Here is a 17,679-nt window from a genome sequence, read left to right on the forward strand (position 1 = left end):
CGTATACCGACGACATCAATCATGCACCTGAGTGCTTGCCGCTTTCTCAATCAAAGCGGCTTTTTTTTGCCTGCTATTCAACACAGACGGTATCATGTCTCATGAGAATGAAGATAAAGCCACCAGCTCTCGGGTGTATTCATGTTGTGGGTTGGTAAAGAGTGTTTCAGTTTCTCCCTGTTCAATCATTTTCCCCTGACGCATCACGATGGTGTAATGACACAAGGATTTCACTACATTCAGATCATGACTGATAAATAAGTAGGTCAAACCGTGCTTTTCCTGCAACATTTTTAGTAAATCCAACACTTGCGCCTGAACGGTCCGATCAAGTGAAGATGTCGGTTCATCCAGTAGAATAAACCGAGGTTGTAAGATCAATGCCCGAGCGATCGCAATCCGCTGTCGTTGACCACCGGAAAATTCATTGGGATAACGATAACGACTGTGTGGTTCAAGCCCAACTTCGAGCATCACGTCGCAAATCTTCTGATCGATCTCGGCATCACTCAAGCGCTGATGGACCCGCAACCCTTCACCTATCACTTGAGCAACCGACATTCTTGGGTTCAGTGCCGAGAATGGATCCTGAAATACCACTTGCATCTGGTGACGGAAAGGCAGCATCCCCTGACGATCCAGTGACTGTAATTCAGTTTCCCGAAAGCGAATCGAACCCTCGGAATGCAGCAACTTCAAAATCGCGAGTCCGGTCGTTGACTTGCCGGATCCGCTCTCTCCGACCAAACCAATTGAATGACCTTCGCGCAGGTTGAACTGCATATTCGTGACCGCTTTCACATGGCTGATCGTTCGCTTCAGTAAACCGCCTTTCAGCGCAAACCAGACTTTCAGATCTTGAACCTGAAGCAATGTTGGTGCGTGCTCAGAAACGGCAACCGGTTTTCCTCTGGGCTCGGCATGAATTAACTGATGGGTATAGGGATGTTGCGGGGCAGTAAACAGTTGTTGTGTTTCATTGGTTTCAACCAGACGCCCCTGTTGCATCACAGCAACTCGATCAGCGATTCGTCGGACAATACTCAGATCATGCGTAATGAACAGCATCGCCATTCCCAGCTCTTGTTGGAGCGCTTTCAGCAGGTCAAGAATCTGGGCTTGCACCGACACATCCAATGCGGTGGTCGGCTCATCGGCAATCAACAACTCCGGTTCATTGATCAATGCCATCGCAATCATCACCCGCTGGCGCTCACCACCTGAAAGTTCATGCGGATAAGCATTAATTTTCGTTGCCGGTTCACGAATGCCAACCTTTTCTAACCAGTTCAACGCGATCGCTTCAGCTTGACGAGTTCGGGTTCCCCGATGAATTGTCAGTGTTTCTACCAACTGTCTGCCAACTTTATGGAGCGGGTTCAGTGATACCATCGGTTCTTGAAAAATCATGCCAATCCGTCCGCCACGGATCCCGCGTAATTGACGGGTAGAACAGGTTAATGTGTTGATACCATCGAAAAAGATTTCACCTTCGCAGTAGTGTGCCGCATGAAGTGGCAGCAACTTCAGAATCGCATTGGCTGTCACCGACTTTCCGGAGCCACTCTCACCAACCAGCGCCAGCGTCTCCCCCTTACGGATAGAGAAACTGACCTGATGCGTCACTTGTTCAATACGCTCTTGTTCGGCATGATCTTGACGACGAAAACCAATCGACAGGTTTTTTAAACTCAATACATCCTGGCTCATGTGCGTTTCCCGTATTGATGTGGGTCGAATGCATCTCGTACAGCTTCACCGATAAACACCAGCAAAGTCAGCATCAACGATAAAACGACAAAAGCGGATATCCCTAACCAAGGCGCCTGTAGATTCGCTTTCCCCTGCGCCAGCAGTTCTCCGAGTGACGGTGACCCAACCGGCAGACCGAATCCCAGAAAATCCAGAGACGTTAATGTCGTCACCGAACCGGAAAGGATAAATGGCATCATGGTCAATGATGCCACCATCGCATTCGGCAACATATGACGTCGCATAATTTGGTGATCGGAGACGCCCATCGCCTGTGCTGCTCTGACATAATCAAAATTACGACACCGCAGAAATTCAGCCCGGACAACACCAACCAGACTCATCCAACTGAACAACACCATAATCCCCAGTAACCACCAGAAATTCGGTTCAACAAAACTAGACAGAATAATGAGCAAGAACAGTGTTGGCATGCCTGACCAAATCTCAATAAAACGCTGGCCGAACAAATCAATCCATCCGCCGTAATACCCCTGAATCGCACCAACCCCAACACCAATCACAGAAGAAACCAGCGTGAGTACAAACCCAAATAAGACCGAAATACGAAACCCATAGATAATCCGGGCTAAAACATCCCGCCCCTTATCATCTGTTCCGAGCCAGTTAACCGCATCCGGCGACGACGGGACACTGCCACTATCAATATTAAAATTGATAGTATCGTAGCTAAACCGAATCAGCGGCCAGACAATCATGCCTTTTTCGCGAATCAATCCATCAACATACGGATCGGTATAATCGGCTTCCGTCGGAAACTCACCACCAAACTGGGTTTCAGGGTACACATACATGATCGGGAAATACCAGTGATGGTCATAGGAAATGAAAAGTGGCTTATCATTGGCAATGAATTCAGCAAACAAACTGATCAGAAACAAGAGACTGAAAACCCAAAGTGACCAGTAACCCCGTTTGCTTTTTTTGAAGCGTTGCCAACGCTCGGCATTCATTGGATTCATCTTAATCAACGCCATTCAACGGGCCTCAAAATCAATACGCGGGTCAACCCAGGTATACGTCAAGTCTGAAATGATACCCAACACTAACCCCAACAAAGTCATAATATAAAGAGAACTGAATACCACCGGATAATCCCGCTGGATTGTCGATTCAAATCCCAGCAAGCCAATACCGTTGAGTGAGAACATCACTTCAATCAACATGGAGCCGGTGAAGAAAATACTGATAAACGCACTGGGAAAACCCGCAATAATAATTAACATCGCATTCCGAAACACATGCTGATACAGAATACTGCGTTCATCCAACCCTTTTGCCCGAGCCGTGACCACATACTGTTTATTAATCTCATCAAGAAATGAATTTTTCGTCAGCATGGTCAATGTCGCAAATCCACCGATCACCATCGCCAGAATCGGCAAGGTCAAATGCCAAAAGTAATCACCAATTTGCTGATACCACGTCAGTTGTTCAAAATTGTCTGAGACTAACCCCCGCAGTGGAAACCAGTCGAAATAGTTGCCACTGGCAAAAACGATAATCAACAGAATCGCAAACAGAAAACCGGGGATCGCATAACCGATGATAATCATGGCACTGGACCAAAGATCGAAGCGCGAACCATGGCGGATCGCTTTCATAATCCCAAGCGGGATCGAAATAAGGTAGATAATTAAGGTGCTCCACAGGCCCAACGAGATAGAAACCGGTAATCGCTCCTTGATCAGTGTAATGACATCCCCACCCTTGAACAGGCTTTGGCCAAAGTTGAATGTGGCATAGTTTTTTAACATCTCAACATACCGTTCCAACAACGGCTTATCAAAACCGAACTGCCGTCTAATCTCAGCAACGACTTCGGGATCGAGCCCTCTTGAGCCTTTGTATCCTGAATGCTCGGTTTTTTCGTCTGAAAGGGAAACATCATGATGACCACCGGTGAGCCGGTCCATCACCCCGGAACCGAGCCCTTGCATTTGCGCAATCGCCTGCTCCACAGGCCCACCAGGTGCAATTTGGATAATAAAAAAATTAATCGTGATAATTGCCCACAATGTCGGGATCACTAATAACAACCGACGGAATATATATGCAGCCATAATGTCCTCTAATGGCTTTTATCGCTTGCCAACGCTTGTTCCTTCGCTGCTGAAACCCACCAGCTATCTACACCAAGCGAGTATTTTGGCATCACTTTCGGACGTTCAAACTTATCCCACATCGCAACATGATAGGTGCTGACATACCATTGGGGAATCATGTAAAAATTCCACTGCAATACCCGATCAAATGCACGCCCTAATGCGACCAGCTTTTGTGCATCATGCTGATTCGCGGCAATCTCTTCCGTGAGTTGATCGACGGCCGGATCGGAAACACCCGCCTGATTGTATGTTGAGTTGATGAAGCCGGAGTTCCAGACGATCATCAAATCCGACGACGGATAAGCGTTCGCACTATATCCTCTTGAAATCATATCGAAGTCTCTGTCACGGAGACGTTTGGTGTATTGCGTTGTGTCCACGGTACGGATGTTCATTGTCATACCCATCCGCTTTAAATTTTTCTGCAACGGGATCGCAATACGTTCATCGTTCGGATTATAAATTAGCAATTCAAATGTAAATGGCTGACCACTTTTCATATTGGTCATGATGCCATCTTTGATCTGCCATCCAGCCGCTTTAAGCAACCGGAAAGCTTGACGCATCTGAGCCCGAATCTGTCCGGAACCATCCGTTACAGGTGGTTGATATGCTTGGGTAAAAACCCGGGGCGGGATCTGACCTTTCAATGGATTCAGAATCGCCAGCTCAGCTTCAGATGGCAGCCCTTTCGCTTCAAACTCTGTATTCTGGAAATAGCTTCTTGTCCGCGTATATTGGTTATAGAACATATGTTGATTCATCCACTGAAAATCCAGTGCATACGTCAACGCTTCTCTGACGCGTCGGTCCTGAAATACGGGCCGTGTAGTATTGAAAACAAACCCTTTTGCCGGTGCCGGTTTCTGATGCGGAATTTCTTCTTTGATAATATGACCATTGTCGAAATTCACGCCTTTATATGCGGTTACCCACTGTTTGGCACTGGTTTCCTGGCGAAAATCAAATTCACCTGATTTGAACGCCTCCAACATGACCGTATCATCCCGATAGTAATCATACTGAACCACCTTAAAGTTATTCCGTCCGACATTTACCGGTAAGTCACGCGCCCAATAATCATCAACCAAACCGTAAGTAATACTTTGCCCCATTTTATAATCGATGATTTTATAGGCACCACTACCGACCGGTGGCGTCGCCAGCGGCTCGGCAAAGTTCTTATCTTTCCAAAAATGTGCGGGTAAAATCGGAAGCGTTTCAGCAATGCTGAACAGTTTCTCCCGATTCGGTTGTGACATTTCAAACCGAACGGTCCGATCATTGAGTGCTTTTACTACTTTGACATCTTTATAATAAACGCGGAATTGAGGCACACCTTCGGTGTTCAGTTTGTTAAAACTAAATGCGACATCATGGGCTGTAATCGGCTGCCCATCATGAAACCGGGCCTTCGGATTTAAGTCGGCTTCAAGCCAAAGGTAATCATCCGAATAACGAATCTTGGTCGCAATTAACGGGTAGTAGGTATCGATTTCATCACTGGGAGAAAACATTAAGCTATCGTATAGCTCTCCACTGGCAACCGCCGGGACACCCCGTGAAGCGTAGCGATTAAAATTATCGAACGTCCCGATTTGACCATAAATGACTTTGCCATATTTCGGGGCGTGCGGATTAACATAATCGAAGTGCTTGAAATTCTCAGGATATTTCGCCTGACCATACCCAACCAAACGGGTCGTTTCAATAACTTTGCCAAAACTGGCCATACTGAATATCATCAAGCCACAACTCAATAAAGCCAGTCTTACTTTACCCATATGATTACTTTTCCTAAATCAATAATTCTTTTGCAGCCAACCGGAGTAGAAATGTTTCCCGCTCCAAATTCTCCCCATGATGGGACGGATCCATCAACGCCTGCTCATTATGAGCAATTGCCTGATGAATATCGAGCCAAACTGGACGACTTCCGTTCTGGATCTCATAATTTTCCGGTGTTGGTTCTTTGAGTTGATCAGCAACTTTACAGGCATAACAATAAGAAACGACATGCTCAACCTGTCCAGCTTCAGTACCTTTCGGGCGAAACTCTTCATAAATGCCTAAAGGTTGGATATTGTGTACATTGTAGGCACCAGTTTCTTCTTGTAGCTCTCGAACCATGCCAACAATCGGATCTTCACCGTCTCTTAACCCCCCTCCCGGTAGACTGTAATCATCAAAACGGTCGGTATACAGCGCTAAAATTTCGTTCTGCTTGTTCAGCACAATCGCTCGGCTAGCCAAACGAACTTGTGTCTGAAAATCCTTCTGGGCTTGCACCTCAGGATCGACTGATGTGGCCAGATGTTTCATAAAGGCTTCTCCTTGTCTGTCCTTGCTAATGAATTGCAAATACTGATGACCAGTCGTCATAAAAATCGGTCATGAAAAACAATAAGTTAGCAAAAAATAAAATGCAACATTTTCAGTACTTCGAGTGCCATATCTCGAAGCAAGCCGGAACAAAATACCATGAACCAAGGATGATTACTGTTCGATCTGGCATATTTTCTTAATTCGCACTGTAACACCAGATCAGTGCAACAATTTATACAATATGTCTTTGATTAATAAAACAATATATAACTATTATCAATAATAGGTGACTACTATGAAAAATCAACACTCGTCGTCATCGATTCATGCTCAACATGAACAACACGAGAAAACGAAGCAAATATGGATTGATACCGGTCTGTTGATACTGGGCGTGCTCGGATCAAGTCTACTGGCAATTGCCTGTCTCTGGCTCGATTATCTATACGGAGACCACTATATCGGTGAGACCTCAGTTACCGAATATGTTCAACAAATTCTCTTGGGTATCGCGGTCATCGCATTTTATCGGATCAAAGTTGGTCATGAGACCTTGCGTCATGCAGCAATCCTAATCAGCGGCTTTTTTATGGTCTTATTCATCCGAGAACTCGATTTTCTGTTTGATCATATATGGCATGGTTTCTGGGTTTACCCGGCAGTTCTTGTGACTCTCGGCGCTTTGGCTTATGCATGGAAAGGGAAAGATCAGGTATTTCATGAAATGGCTGAAATTCTCAGCGTCCCCAATATGCGCTTGTTGGTCTGTAGTGTCATCATCTTAATTTCGTTTTCGCGATTATTTGGGATGGGAAGTTTCTGGCATATGGTCATGCAGGAAGACTATATCCGCAATGTGAAAAACATTGTTGAAGAAGGGACTGAATTGCTGTGTTATGCGCTTATCAGTTATTCGGCAGTCTCAACCCAGCTCTATATAAAAATCCGCTATGCTGCGCAACAGCACAAGCAAATCAATGTCAATGAAAGTATTTATCATTAAATAGACAAACGTATCTAAGTCTTACCAGCGGGAGGTTTCATATCAACCATGAAGCCTCCCGACGTTTTTATCGACAGGCTCACCCTATCCGATTCATATTAATCAAGTGACTGACAAACCGACTCATTGGGACAAATGCGCAGCATTTGAAGTCACGGTTAAAGTATCATGTCGCCATATGGTAATCTCAGCAGCAACAGGATGCTTACCACGATACACTTTTCTTTCAATCACAATCGCCGGAGTCCCCGGAGCAGCATGAAGCATCACCGCTGTTTCGCCGCTCAGGCAGCCAACAGTGACGCTGTCATTCACATGAATATCATGCAGTGATTCTCGTTGCCGAAGCCATGCAAATAACTCTTGCGCAACATCGCAATCCTGTGCTGCATGTTTCTCAGCATGAACCCAGTAACGAACCAGACAAACCGGCCGCTTCTCCAGATAACGCAACATTTCGACGGCATATACTTCAGCAAACGGCCCTAATTGGAGCCAGCCACTCACCTGTTTATTCGCCAGCGTATTTTTTGCACGAATGACCGACAGGCTCGCTTGCCGTCCCTGATTTTCTGCCAAAACCAGAAAATCTTCAGCCATTGATAGAGGGAAGTCGATCCGCGGTGGCGCAATAAACCAGCCCCGCCGATCTTCCCGATAAATCAATCCTTCGGTCTCCAGCAACGACAAAGCTTCACGCAACGTTACCCGGGTTGTGGCAAATGTTTCAGCCAGTTGCCGCTCTGAAGGCAATTTCTGCCCAGCGGCCAACATGCCCTGCTCTATTTGTTCGGCAATGGTTTCTTTAATTTTAATGTATTGCACGGATAACCAACTCAAAGTGACATTGTCACAAAAACAAAACGAATACTCTCAATTTAACGGGCTTTCTCTGCGGATACAATGAGATATTTTTTCGTGATACCGAACAAACCATGTCCGGTAGGATTCAGATGACATTCAGGCAAAAATCACCGCTGATAATTCGGTTAAAGATTGAATTTCATAGTGACAAACAACATGGTCGGGAATCGATTGCTGAGCGGTATTCAACCAGCAAGTGGTAAACCCATATTGGTGACCACCCAATATATCAGCCACTGGATTGTCACCGACCATCAGCACTCGACTTTTGTCAGGATAACCGATCTGTTGATGTGTATAGGCAAAAATTGCCGGATCCGGCTTGGCGACACCGACCAGTTCAGAAACTGTCACTTGAGCAAAAGAATCCGTCAGGCCGTGCTTTTCCAGACGGTGGTACTGTAAATCGATAAAACCATTGGTGATAATCCCGAGCTGAACCTGCCCGCGTAGCTGTTCCAGTAAAGCTCCGGCTCCGGGCAGTAATGTCGAGATCTCCGCCATTGCCTGAAAAAAACGGAGGTTCAATGCTTCGGTCGTCTGACCAAGCCGTGCAGCCCACGTCGTAAAACGCTGATGTTTCAGTGTTGCCGCATCAATTTTTCCATCTTGATAATCGCGCCATAACTGCTGATTTTGTGCTTGATATTGGTTGAAATCTTCAGTAGTGAAATCCACACCAAAACTGGAAAACATGTTCTTCAGCCCGGTAAACGCATCAAAATGAAATAAAGTTTCATCCGCGTCGAATAAGATCCAGTCAAACTTCATAAAATATCCTTTTGTATCATACAACTCACCCTCACAATGCATCTATCGATCATTTGTGTACAATCAGTTTATACTGTTTTTGAATTTGCTATAATCCCTCACTAAAGAAACTAACTGTTTCCTATAGGTTAACATTCATGATCAGCCCTAAATTTTCTTCCTTACCGATTTTCGTTGCAGTGGTCGAATCGGGCAGCTTTTCCGCAGCAGCAAATCAGCTCAACATAACGAAATCAGCGGTCAGTAAACGTCTGACTCAGCTCGAAGAGATGCTTGGTGTACGGTTATTTCATCGTACCACACGAAAAATTCATCTGACCGAAGCGGGAGAAAGACTTTATTTTTATGCTTCTCAGTCCCTGTCTTATGCAAAACAAGGGCTGGATTCGGTGTTAGAACTTCAGGGGGAACCTCAAGGGAAACTGAAGATTGCGACCCCGATGTCGTTTGGCGTCCGGCATATTGCCCCTTATGTCAGTGAATTTATGAAGCAGTATCCGAAACTCGAGATCGAGATCGAGCTTGAAGATCAAATGGTTGATCTGCTCCAAGGCGGATTCGACCTCGCGATCAGAATCGGCCGTTTACCCATGTCGAATATGATTGCCAAACGCCTTACCGACTGTCAATCCGTGCTGTGTGCATCTCCTGAGTATGTTGCTCGGTCCGGATTTCCGGAACACCCTGCGGATCTGCATCATCATAACTGTCTGATCTATTCATACTTTCGTGGCGGACAAGCCTGGACATTCCACCAGCGAGACAAAGAATATAAAGTCGTTCCTAAAGGGAATCTGGTTATGAATAACAGTGAAGGCATTCGCCGGGCAGCTTTGGACGGTTTGGGTATTGCCCAACTTCCGACATTTATGATCGGTAAAGATTTAACCGCAGGGCTTCTGGTCCCCGTCATGTCTCGCTATCAGTTACCGAATCATGCCGTTTATGCGGTCTATCCAGACAGACAATATCTGCCGCATAAAGTACGCCTTTTTATTGACTTCATTCAATCACGATTCGGCATCGATACACCATATTGGGATCAAGCGCTGAAACAGATTGAACCGACAGTCTCAGCACAGTAAAAATCATGCTAGGCTTATACACAAATTATGACTCAATTGAATAACAGAAAGGATTACAACATGAAAAAGATAGCTGTCATTTTAAGCGGTTGCGGTGTCTTCGATGGAGCGGAGATCCACGAGAGTGTTCTGGCACTGCTTGCTATCGAACGTCAAGGTGCTAGCTGGCATTGTTTTGCTCCCGATATTGAGCAACACCACGTTATCAACCACAAAACCGGTGATGTGACCGAAGAGAAAAGAAATGTACTGACAGAGTCTGCCCGCATCGCTCGGGGCCAGATTACCGACCTGTCGACCATCAATCCCACCGACTATGATGCACTGCTGTTACCGGGTGGATTCGGTGCTGCGAAAAATCTGACAGACTTTGCGATCAATGGCGCAGAATGCAGTATCAACACTCACGTCGCTTCTGCATGTCGTGCGTTCGCCCAGTCAGGAAAACCTGCCGGTTATTTGTGCATTGCCCCAGCGATTATCCCCATGATTTACGAAGCAGGCGTTCGTGGCACAATCGGTCATGATCCCAATACAGCCGCAGCGTTTCAGGCACTCGGTGGCGAACACATCGATTGTCCGGTGGACGATATTGTTTATGACGAGCGCTACAACGTATTATCTACACCAGCCTATATGTTGGCTGGCAGTATTTCAGAAGCCGCCTCAGGCATCGATAAACTGGTCAAGAAACTCGTCGAGCTGGCTTAAGCATTTCAGATCATATTGATTCACAAAGAATCAGATGACTAAAAACGATCGGTGTCTCCGATCGTTTTTTCTGCCTCACGACCAAACCATTCAGTCTAGAACCTCTCAGTCTCGAACCGCTCAGCATACATCGCTCTCATCTTATTCAAAAAGAACCATCGTTTATTAGCCCAGACATATCACTTATCAATGAATGCTTGTTCACATATTGACCATTCTGTCACTCATTCGTGGCTTGCATATTCATTTGATCACAGTTAATCTGTTCTGAAAATTATAAAATAAAACAGCATTTCAAAATAAAAACACCCTTATTTTAATTTAACCAATAACAGAAGGAACCTCTGTATGAATCACCTGACAACGACAGGTTTGGGACTCACATCCCTCCTTTGTCTTTCTTCTGCCATCGCAGCCCCACTCTATGACAGTAAGGTTGCATTAGATGGTTCTGCGGACTTTACTTCCATTCAAAAGGCCATTAACAGTGCGCCTGATGATGGAAGACCGTATGTCATCTATGTCACCAATGGCATTTATCACGAAAAACTCAATGTCTCTCGACCCAATGTCGTACTCATCGGTGAAAATCGTGATCAAACTGTCATTACCGCGACAACGGCCAATGGCACATTGGATGAGAATGGCAAAAAGTATGGTACATCTGGCAGTCGTACCGTATATATCAACGCTGCCAATTTCACGGCTCGTTCTCTAACCATCGAAAACGGATTTGATTTTCCGGCCAATCAGGCTAAAAGTGATGATGACCCGACCAAGCTCCGTGGAACACAAGCCGTTGCGCTACTGGTCTCCACCAAAGCGGATCGCTCGCAGTTTAAAGATGTCCGGCTGGTGAGTTATCAGGATACGGTCTATCTGCGTGCGCCACACACCTATGTTGATAACTCCGTGATCACCGGAACGGTCGATTTTATCTTCGGTGAAGGCACAGCTCTTTTCGAAAATAGTCAATTGATCGCTCGATATCGTGATGATGTGGCACCGGGCAATATCCAAGGTTATCTGACCGCCCCCAGCACAAATATCAACACGCCTTTCGGCCTCGTATTTAAAGATTGTCAGCTATCAAAAGAAGAAGCGGTTCCGGCTGCAAGTTATGGCCTGGGACGCCCTTGGCATCCGACCCGAACATTCGAGGATGGCCGCTATGCCGATCCGAATGCAATCGGCCACACTGCTTTCATCAACTGTGATGTAGACGATCATATTTTCGGCTGGGATAAAATGAGCGGTAAAGACATCAACGGTAATGTGATTTGGTTTTATCCAGAGGACAGTCGCTTCTGGGAATATCAGAATACCGGTGCCGGTACAGCCGACGCTTCCAATACAGCGAGACGTCAGTTGAGTGACACCGATGCGGCACAATATACCCGTAGTCATATTTTGTCTGGCTGGCAACCCGATGTTTCTCTCGGCTCAGAAAGCGTACTCAAAGGTCAGGTCATTCACGCACGTATGCGTTTCCCTGCCAATGTCCGTCTGAAAGGCAGTAGCGGCCAGACAGTAACGACGTTGACTGATTCTGCCGGATATTATCAAGTTTCAATTGCAGGTATGACCCCACCAATTCTGGTTGCGGTTGACGATCAAAGTGGCTCTTCCTGTCTTCATCGAGAGGCCTACCAATCGGTCTGTGCCAGCGCTCTGGTCAGTGATATCACCAATAACGGCACGACGATCGGCAACGTGAATCCGTTCAGTGATTTGATCGTTTCCGAGCTTGCTGCACATGAAGGGATCAACGGCCCGGCCTTACTGAATGACATGGATAAACTCCCGGTCTTTTCAGCAGCAGTACTCCAACAGGCGCAGCAAAATTTCAGAACGGCTTTCCAGTCTGTAGCTGACGCATACGGTATTGATGCGCAACAAGCATGGGATCCTGTCAGTTATGCTGATATCTATGAGCCGGTCATCCGTAAACTTGCCAGTCAGGTCATCCATAATCGCGGCTATGACACCAGTACAGGATTAACGGCAAAAACCGCCCTGACCGACCTGTCATTTCATTCGATCCTTGCCGCAAAGACGGTTGCAGGATACCGAGTCACCGGGGAACAGCTTGACGACACTCAGCAACAGATCCAATCGGCCAAGCGTCGAATATTTCTTGTCGGTGATTCAACCGTCTCAAACTATGACGATGAAGTTTTTCCACGCATGGGATGGGGACAAGCATTTGCTGAGATGGTGTCCAATGGTCATCAGTTACAGGTGGTCAATGCCGCTCGCTCAGGACGCAGTTCAAAAGATTTCATCAATGCCCGCTGGCTCAGCCAGATTGAGTCGCTTGTCCAGCCTCATGATTTCCTGCTCATTCAGTTTGGACACAATGATGAGAAGTGTAACGGTGCAAAAGCAGGGCGAGGATCGGTTGATGTTGCGAACTTATGTACCTACCCGAATGATGCTTGGGGTAATCCTCAATACCCATTTTCTGCATGGAACAATTCCTTCCAACACTCATTGGAAAGATACCTGAATTTTGCCCGTCGTCATCACATGCACCCAGTGCTGATCACCCCGGTCCCTCGTGCGAAAAGTATCTATGGTGGCAATGGCACGCCAATTAAGTCAAACCAGCATGTCACGACGCAAAATGCAGAGAATGGCTATCAATATGTCGGAAACTATACGCAAACGATTGAAGAAACTGCACAGATCAATCATGTACCGTTGATTGATCTACAAACTTTGGTCATTGATATGGCAAACCAGACAACCGGTGATGCGTGGAAATCGATCTGGCTGGCCGTTGATCCGGCACAATATCCATACTATGCCAATCGGACCGGTTCACTCGCGAAACCCGATACAACTCACTTCCAACAGCAAGGTGCACAACGGATTGCCCAACTCGTGATTGAAGCCATTCACCAAAATCCTTCCCTCCATCACCTTGCGCAACAACTGCCTAGTCCAGCGTATGACCGATTCTGACACTCGTTTTGACTAGTCAACGTTTGACTGGCTAAAGTTTTACAGAAAGAGTTCACTGACTAAAGAGTTGGCAACATCCATAAAAAAACCGAGTGGTTCACCACTCGGTTTTTTCTTTGCATTGGTTTTCCATTAACCGAAGGGACGATTACCCTAAAAGTCCATGTAAAAATTCGGAGCGCGTCGCAGGGTTAGACTTGAACAATCCACCCAATGCGGTCGTCGTCGTTTCACTAGTTGCATCCATCACGCCACGGGCTTTAACACAATAATGAGTCGCGTCAATCGTCACCGCGACATCATCTGTTTCTAACAGTGCTTGTAACGCAACCAGAATCTGCTGGGTCATTCTTTCCTGCACCTGCGGACGCTGGGAAAAGAAACGCACAATCCGGTTAATTTTTGATAAACCGATAATTTTGCCTCGGGGAATGTAGGCAACGGCCGCTTTTCCGTCAATGGTGACCAAGTGGTGCTCACAGGTACTCGTTACGGTGATGTCTTTGACCCGTACCATCTCACTGACTTTCATTTTATTTTCAATCAGGGTGATCTTCGGAAAATTGTGATAATCAAGGCCGGAAAACACTTCATCCACATACATCTTAGCAATACGATGTGGTGTTTCTTCAAGGCTATCGTCAGTTAAATCCAGTCCGAGCAGATTGAGAATTTCACGCATATGATATTCTATTTTTTCTTTCTTCTCTTCTCGTCCAATAGGATTCGGACGCATCGGCGTTTCTAAACCACGATTTTCGAGTGCATTTTTGACCAGCAAAGCAGACTCGCTCAGACCTGACATGACATAACCTCTCTGATTCAACCCTTCCGGATGGCTGACAAGGATACTCGGAATTTGTCATAATTACATCCACAATTTAAGGCAGGAAATCAGAACGCCCTCAGTAGATAATAATTTGCAAACGAATCCGGATACCAACCTCACCAACAAATGCAACTTATTGCATTAAAATATTCATAAAAGCACATTCGATATGAAACGATTCATGCTAAAGTAACCTCTCAACATCATACAACGCGAATTAGGATAAACAGATATGGGATGCTGTGATACCCAAGGACTTCTCCCAATTGAAGATGCGATTCAAACCATGCTGGCTGATGTTTCTCCGATAAAAATCAGTCACAAACTTCCTATCGAAACGGCATTAGGCCATGTTCTCGCCGAAGATGTCCTGTCTCCAATTGATGTCCCCCCTTTTGATAATTCAGCAATGGATGGCTATGCCGTCCGTACACAAGACCTCACCACAACAGAGACGCTCCCTCTTGCGGGGAAAGCCTTTGCCGGACAGCCTTTTGATGGTGATTGGCCGGCAAATACCTGTATTCGAATCATGACTGGCGCCCCGGTACCAACGGGTTGTGATGCCGTAATCATGCAGGAAAAAACCGAATCAACACCTGAGGGAATTCGTTTCCTGACTTCTCATGTGAAAGCACAGGCCAATATTCGTCCTCAAGGTGATGACCTCAAGCAGAATGAGGTTGTCCTCCCTGCCGGTAGCCGTCTGACCGTCAGAGATTTACCGTTGCTGGCATCACTGGGGATTAGTCAGGTACTGGTGCTACGCAAACCCAAAGTCGCTATTTTCTCAACCGGGGATGAACTCAAGCCCGTCGGTGAAACACTCGACGCAGGGCAAATCTACGACAGCAATCGTTATGCCATTCGGCCTATGCTTGAGAAATTCGGCTGTGATGTGCTCGATTTAGGGATTATTCCCGATGATCAAACCCAGCTCACTGAAACATTCCAAAAAGCACAATCGCTTGCAGATGTTGTCATTACCTCGGGTGGCGTGAGTGTCGGAGAAGCCGATTACACCAAAACGATTCTCGAATCGCTCGGTAAAATAAATTTCTGGAAAATCGCCATTAAGCCGGGTAAACCTTTTGCCTTCGGTAAACTGAATCATGCGCTGTTTTGTGGGCTGCCGGGTAATCCGGTCTCTGCGGCGGTGACTTTATATGTTTTAGTTCAGCCGATGCTCGCCAAACTTGCAGGCCATACTCAATGGCAAGTACCAACGCAAATGCAAGCAGTCAGTCAGGTTGCGTTTAAAAAGTCCCCCGGTCGGACCGATTATCAGCGCGGGGTTTTTAGCGTTGATAATGGACAGATCGTTGTCGATAATGCGGGAAATCAGAGTTCTGGTGCATTTCGCGCGATGAGTACCGCCAACTGCTTCATTGTTCTCGAACAGCAACGCGGAACCGTTGAAGCCGGTGAGATCGTCACTATCGAACCCTTTAATCCAGCGTTATATTAGAGAGAAACAGCATGACGACGCATGACGAGCTGCTCAGTGATGAAGAGCAGCTGCGCTACAATCGCCAGATTATCTTGAAACAGTTTGATTTTGAGGGGCAAGAAGCGCTGAAAGAAGGTCGGGTACTCATCATTGGTGCCGGAGGTCTGGGGTGCGCAGCCAGTCAATACCTTGCCAGTGCGGGGGTTGGCAACATCACACTGGTCGATGATGATGTGGTGGAATTATCCAATCTTCAGCGACAAATTTTACATACCGATCAGGATATCGGACGGCTGAAAGTCGATTCTGCGGCAGATTCGCTGCGTCAATTGAATCCTTATATTCGAGTAAAAACCATCGCGCAACGGCTTGACGATTCAGCACTACGGGCACTGATGGAACATCACGATACCGTTCTGGACGCCAGTGACAATATTGCAACCCGTAACCAGCTTAACCAGCTCTGCTTTCAAAGTAAGACCCCGCTCATCTCCGGTGCTGCAATCCGTATGGAAGGTTTCTTAAGTGTTTTCACCTATCAAGCCGGTGAACCTTGTTATCAGTGCTTCAGCACATTATTTGGCAACCACGTTCCGACTTGTGTCGAAAATGGTGTACTCGCGCCCGTCGTCGGTGTGATTGGGGCGATGCAAGCTCTGGAAACGCTTAAAGTCTTGGCGAACTATGGCCAACCGTTGCGCGGGAAAGTGCTGTTATTCGATGCAATGACATTGTCATGGCAAACGATGAAACTCCCCCAGCGAGAGCACTGTCCAGTCTGTTGCAGCACCGTTGATTAACGCAATTCAGTGACAATGTCACCAATTCATCTGCGAATGCTCGCGGATGGGCGGCTCACTGAATAATAGAAGGAATATAAATTATGTCACCACTCGTCTCACCGCAATGGCTGTCAGAACATCTGTCTGACCCGAAACTGGTCATCTTAGATAGCAGTATTGCTTTTCAAATCCCTGCAGAAACTGAAAAAGATACCGTACATAACATTCCCGGTGCACGACGCTTTGATTACGATAAAGTATTTTGCGATCCAGATAGTCACTTGCCACATATGATGCCAAGCGAGAGTCGTTTCAATCAATGCGCCCGCCAAATCGGACTCAATCAAGACTCGCTGATCGTCGTCTATGATAACAGCGGCACACTGGCATCTCCCCGGGCATGGTGGATGTTCAAGGCGATGGGACATGAAAACGTTTATATTCTCAACGGGGGATTGGCTGAATGGAAACGCCAGGGGCATCCGCTTGCAACGAGCGTTCAGGAACCAACAGCCCCCGGTAATTTTTCTGGCACGCTCAGCCCAGATTTCTTTGTCGATGCAGACCATGTCCTTGAGCAAATGACGCAGCAAAACAGTCTGACAATCGATGCCCGTTCACAGGCGCGTTTTGCGGGTGCCGTTGCCGAACCCAGAGCCGGGATTCGGAGCGGTCATATCCCTCATTCAATCTGTGTGCCATTTACATGTCTCATTGACGGACACACGCTGAAATCACCGGAAGCACTGCGCACAATTCTGCAAGAAACACTGCCTCACGATGCCGAAGAGTATATCTTCAGTTGTGGCTCAGGTGTGACGGCCTGCATTGTTCTGCTGGCAGCATATATATGCGGATATCAAAATCTGAAAGTCTATGATGGTTCATGGACTGAATGGGGTTCATCCCACCACCCTATAGCCACAGATTAATCAGTCAAACCAGCATATCGGATAACTGGCATGATGAACGGACACAGCTTCACTTGCAGTATCTGAGTCCGGGCGACTT

Annotated in this window: 15 protein-coding genes; 7 read left to right on the forward strand and 8 right to left on the reverse strand. The window is 46.6% G+C overall.

Annotated features, from left to right (window positions below; translation table 11 throughout):
* Positions 1-99: 99 nt before the first annotated feature.
* Genes BSQ33_RS17440 through BSQ33_RS17460 form a run of 5 tightly spaced genes read right to left on the reverse strand, consistent with a single transcriptional unit; the run spans position 100 to position 6,203 of the window.
* Positions 100-1,710 (reverse strand): ABC transporter ATP-binding protein, encoded by a 1,611-nt coding sequence (locus BSQ33_RS17440; RefSeq protein WP_088134788.1) that lies wholly within the window; start codon positions 1,708-1,710, stop codon positions 100-102.
* Positions 1,707-2,750 carry an ABC transporter permease gene (locus tag BSQ33_RS17445; RefSeq protein WP_021019309.1) on the reverse strand — a complete coding sequence of 348 codons (1,044 nt, stop codon included), beginning with the start codon at positions 2,748-2,750 and terminating at the stop codon, positions 1,707-1,709. Before BSQ33_RS17445 ends, BSQ33_RS17440 begins: the two co-directional genes overlap by 4 nt.
* A complete protein-coding gene (locus tag BSQ33_RS17450; protein WP_021019310.1) occupies positions 2,751-3,836 on the reverse strand; it encodes a microcin C ABC transporter permease YejB in 1,086 nt (361 codons plus the stop codon).
* Positions 3,837-3,844: 8 nt separating this feature from the next.
* Positions 3,845-5,665 carry an extracellular solute-binding protein gene (locus BSQ33_RS17455; RefSeq protein WP_088134789.1) on the reverse strand — a complete coding sequence of 607 codons (1,821 nt, stop codon included), beginning with the start codon at positions 5,663-5,665 and terminating at the stop codon, positions 3,845-3,847.
* 13 nt (positions 5,666-5,678) lie between these two features.
* Positions 5,679-6,203 carry an NUDIX hydrolase gene (locus BSQ33_RS17460; protein ID WP_021019312.1) on the reverse strand — a complete coding sequence of 175 codons (525 nt, stop codon included), beginning with the start codon at positions 6,201-6,203 and terminating at the stop codon, positions 5,679-5,681.
* 298 nt (positions 6,204-6,501) lie between these two features.
* Between BSQ33_RS17460 and BSQ33_RS17465 the strand changes: the two genes are divergently transcribed.
* Entirely contained in the window at positions 6,502-7,209 is a 708-nt protein-coding gene (locus tag BSQ33_RS17465) for a hypothetical protein (protein ID WP_021019313.1), read from the forward strand.
* Positions 7,210-7,332: 123 nt separating this feature from the next.
* On the opposite strand, the gene BSQ33_RS17470 is transcribed toward BSQ33_RS17465, so the two are convergent.
* Together BSQ33_RS17470 and yjjG are read right to left on the reverse strand one after the other, a co-directional pair.
* On the reverse strand, positions 7,333-8,034 hold the full coding sequence (locus BSQ33_RS17470) for a GntR family transcriptional regulator (protein ID WP_021019314.1): 702 nt from the start codon (positions 8,032-8,034) through the stop codon (positions 7,333-7,335).
* Between the two features lie 135 nt (positions 8,035-8,169).
* Positions 8,170-8,844, reverse strand: a complete 675-nt coding sequence (gene yjjG / locus BSQ33_RS17475) for a pyrimidine 5'-nucleotidase (RefSeq protein ID WP_088135291.1) — start codon at positions 8,842-8,844, stop codon at positions 8,170-8,172.
* Positions 8,845-8,981: 137 nt separating this feature from the next.
* Between yjjG and BSQ33_RS17480 the strand changes: the two genes are divergently transcribed.
* From BSQ33_RS17480 to BSQ33_RS17490, 3 genes are all read left to right on the forward strand, one after another.
* Positions 8,982-9,929 carry a LysR family transcriptional regulator gene (locus tag BSQ33_RS17480; protein ID WP_021019316.1) on the forward strand — a complete coding sequence of 316 codons (948 nt, stop codon included), beginning with the start codon at positions 8,982-8,984 and terminating at the stop codon, positions 9,927-9,929.
* Positions 9,930-9,989: 60 nt separating this feature from the next.
* A complete protein-coding gene (gene elbB, locus BSQ33_RS17485; protein ID WP_021019317.1) occupies positions 9,990-10,640 on the forward strand; it encodes an isoprenoid biosynthesis glyoxalase ElbB in 651 nt (216 codons plus the stop codon).
* A gap of 348 nt (positions 10,641-10,988) precedes the next feature.
* Positions 10,989-13,607, forward strand: a complete 2,619-nt coding sequence (locus BSQ33_RS17490) for a pectinesterase family protein (RefSeq protein WP_088134790.1) — start codon at positions 10,989-10,991, stop codon at positions 13,605-13,607.
* A 148-nt stretch (positions 13,608-13,755) separates the two neighbouring features.
* Here BSQ33_RS17490 and folE read toward each other — a convergent pair whose 3' ends face one another.
* Positions 13,756-14,412, reverse strand: a complete 657-nt coding sequence (gene folE, locus BSQ33_RS17495) for a GTP cyclohydrolase I FolE (protein ID WP_021019319.1) — start codon at positions 14,410-14,412, stop codon at positions 13,756-13,758.
* A 256-nt stretch (positions 14,413-14,668) separates the two neighbouring features.
* Here folE and moeA point away from each other — a divergent pair, with 256 nt between their 5' ends.
* From moeA to BSQ33_RS17510, 3 genes are all read left to right on the forward strand, one after another.
* Complete coding sequence (gene moeA / locus BSQ33_RS17500) at positions 14,669-15,904, forward strand: molybdopterin molybdotransferase MoeA (RefSeq protein WP_088134791.1); 1,236 nt, start codon at positions 14,669-14,671, stop codon at positions 15,902-15,904.
* A gap of 11 nt (positions 15,905-15,915) precedes the next feature.
* Positions 15,916-16,686 carry a molybdopterin-synthase adenylyltransferase MoeB gene (gene moeB / locus BSQ33_RS17505; RefSeq protein ID WP_088134792.1) on the forward strand — a complete coding sequence of 257 codons (771 nt, stop codon included), beginning with the start codon at positions 15,916-15,918 and terminating at the stop codon, positions 16,684-16,686.
* Between the two features lie 83 nt (positions 16,687-16,769).
* Complete coding sequence (locus BSQ33_RS17510; RefSeq protein ID WP_088134793.1) at positions 16,770-17,600, forward strand: sulfurtransferase; 831 nt, start codon at positions 16,770-16,772, stop codon at positions 17,598-17,600.
* The last annotated feature ends 79 nt before the right edge of the window (positions 17,601-17,679 follow it).

This window comes from Vibrio gazogenes, assembly GCF_002196515.1.
Lineage (GTDB): Bacteria > Pseudomonadota > Gammaproteobacteria > Enterobacterales > Vibrionaceae > Vibrio > Vibrio gazogenes_A.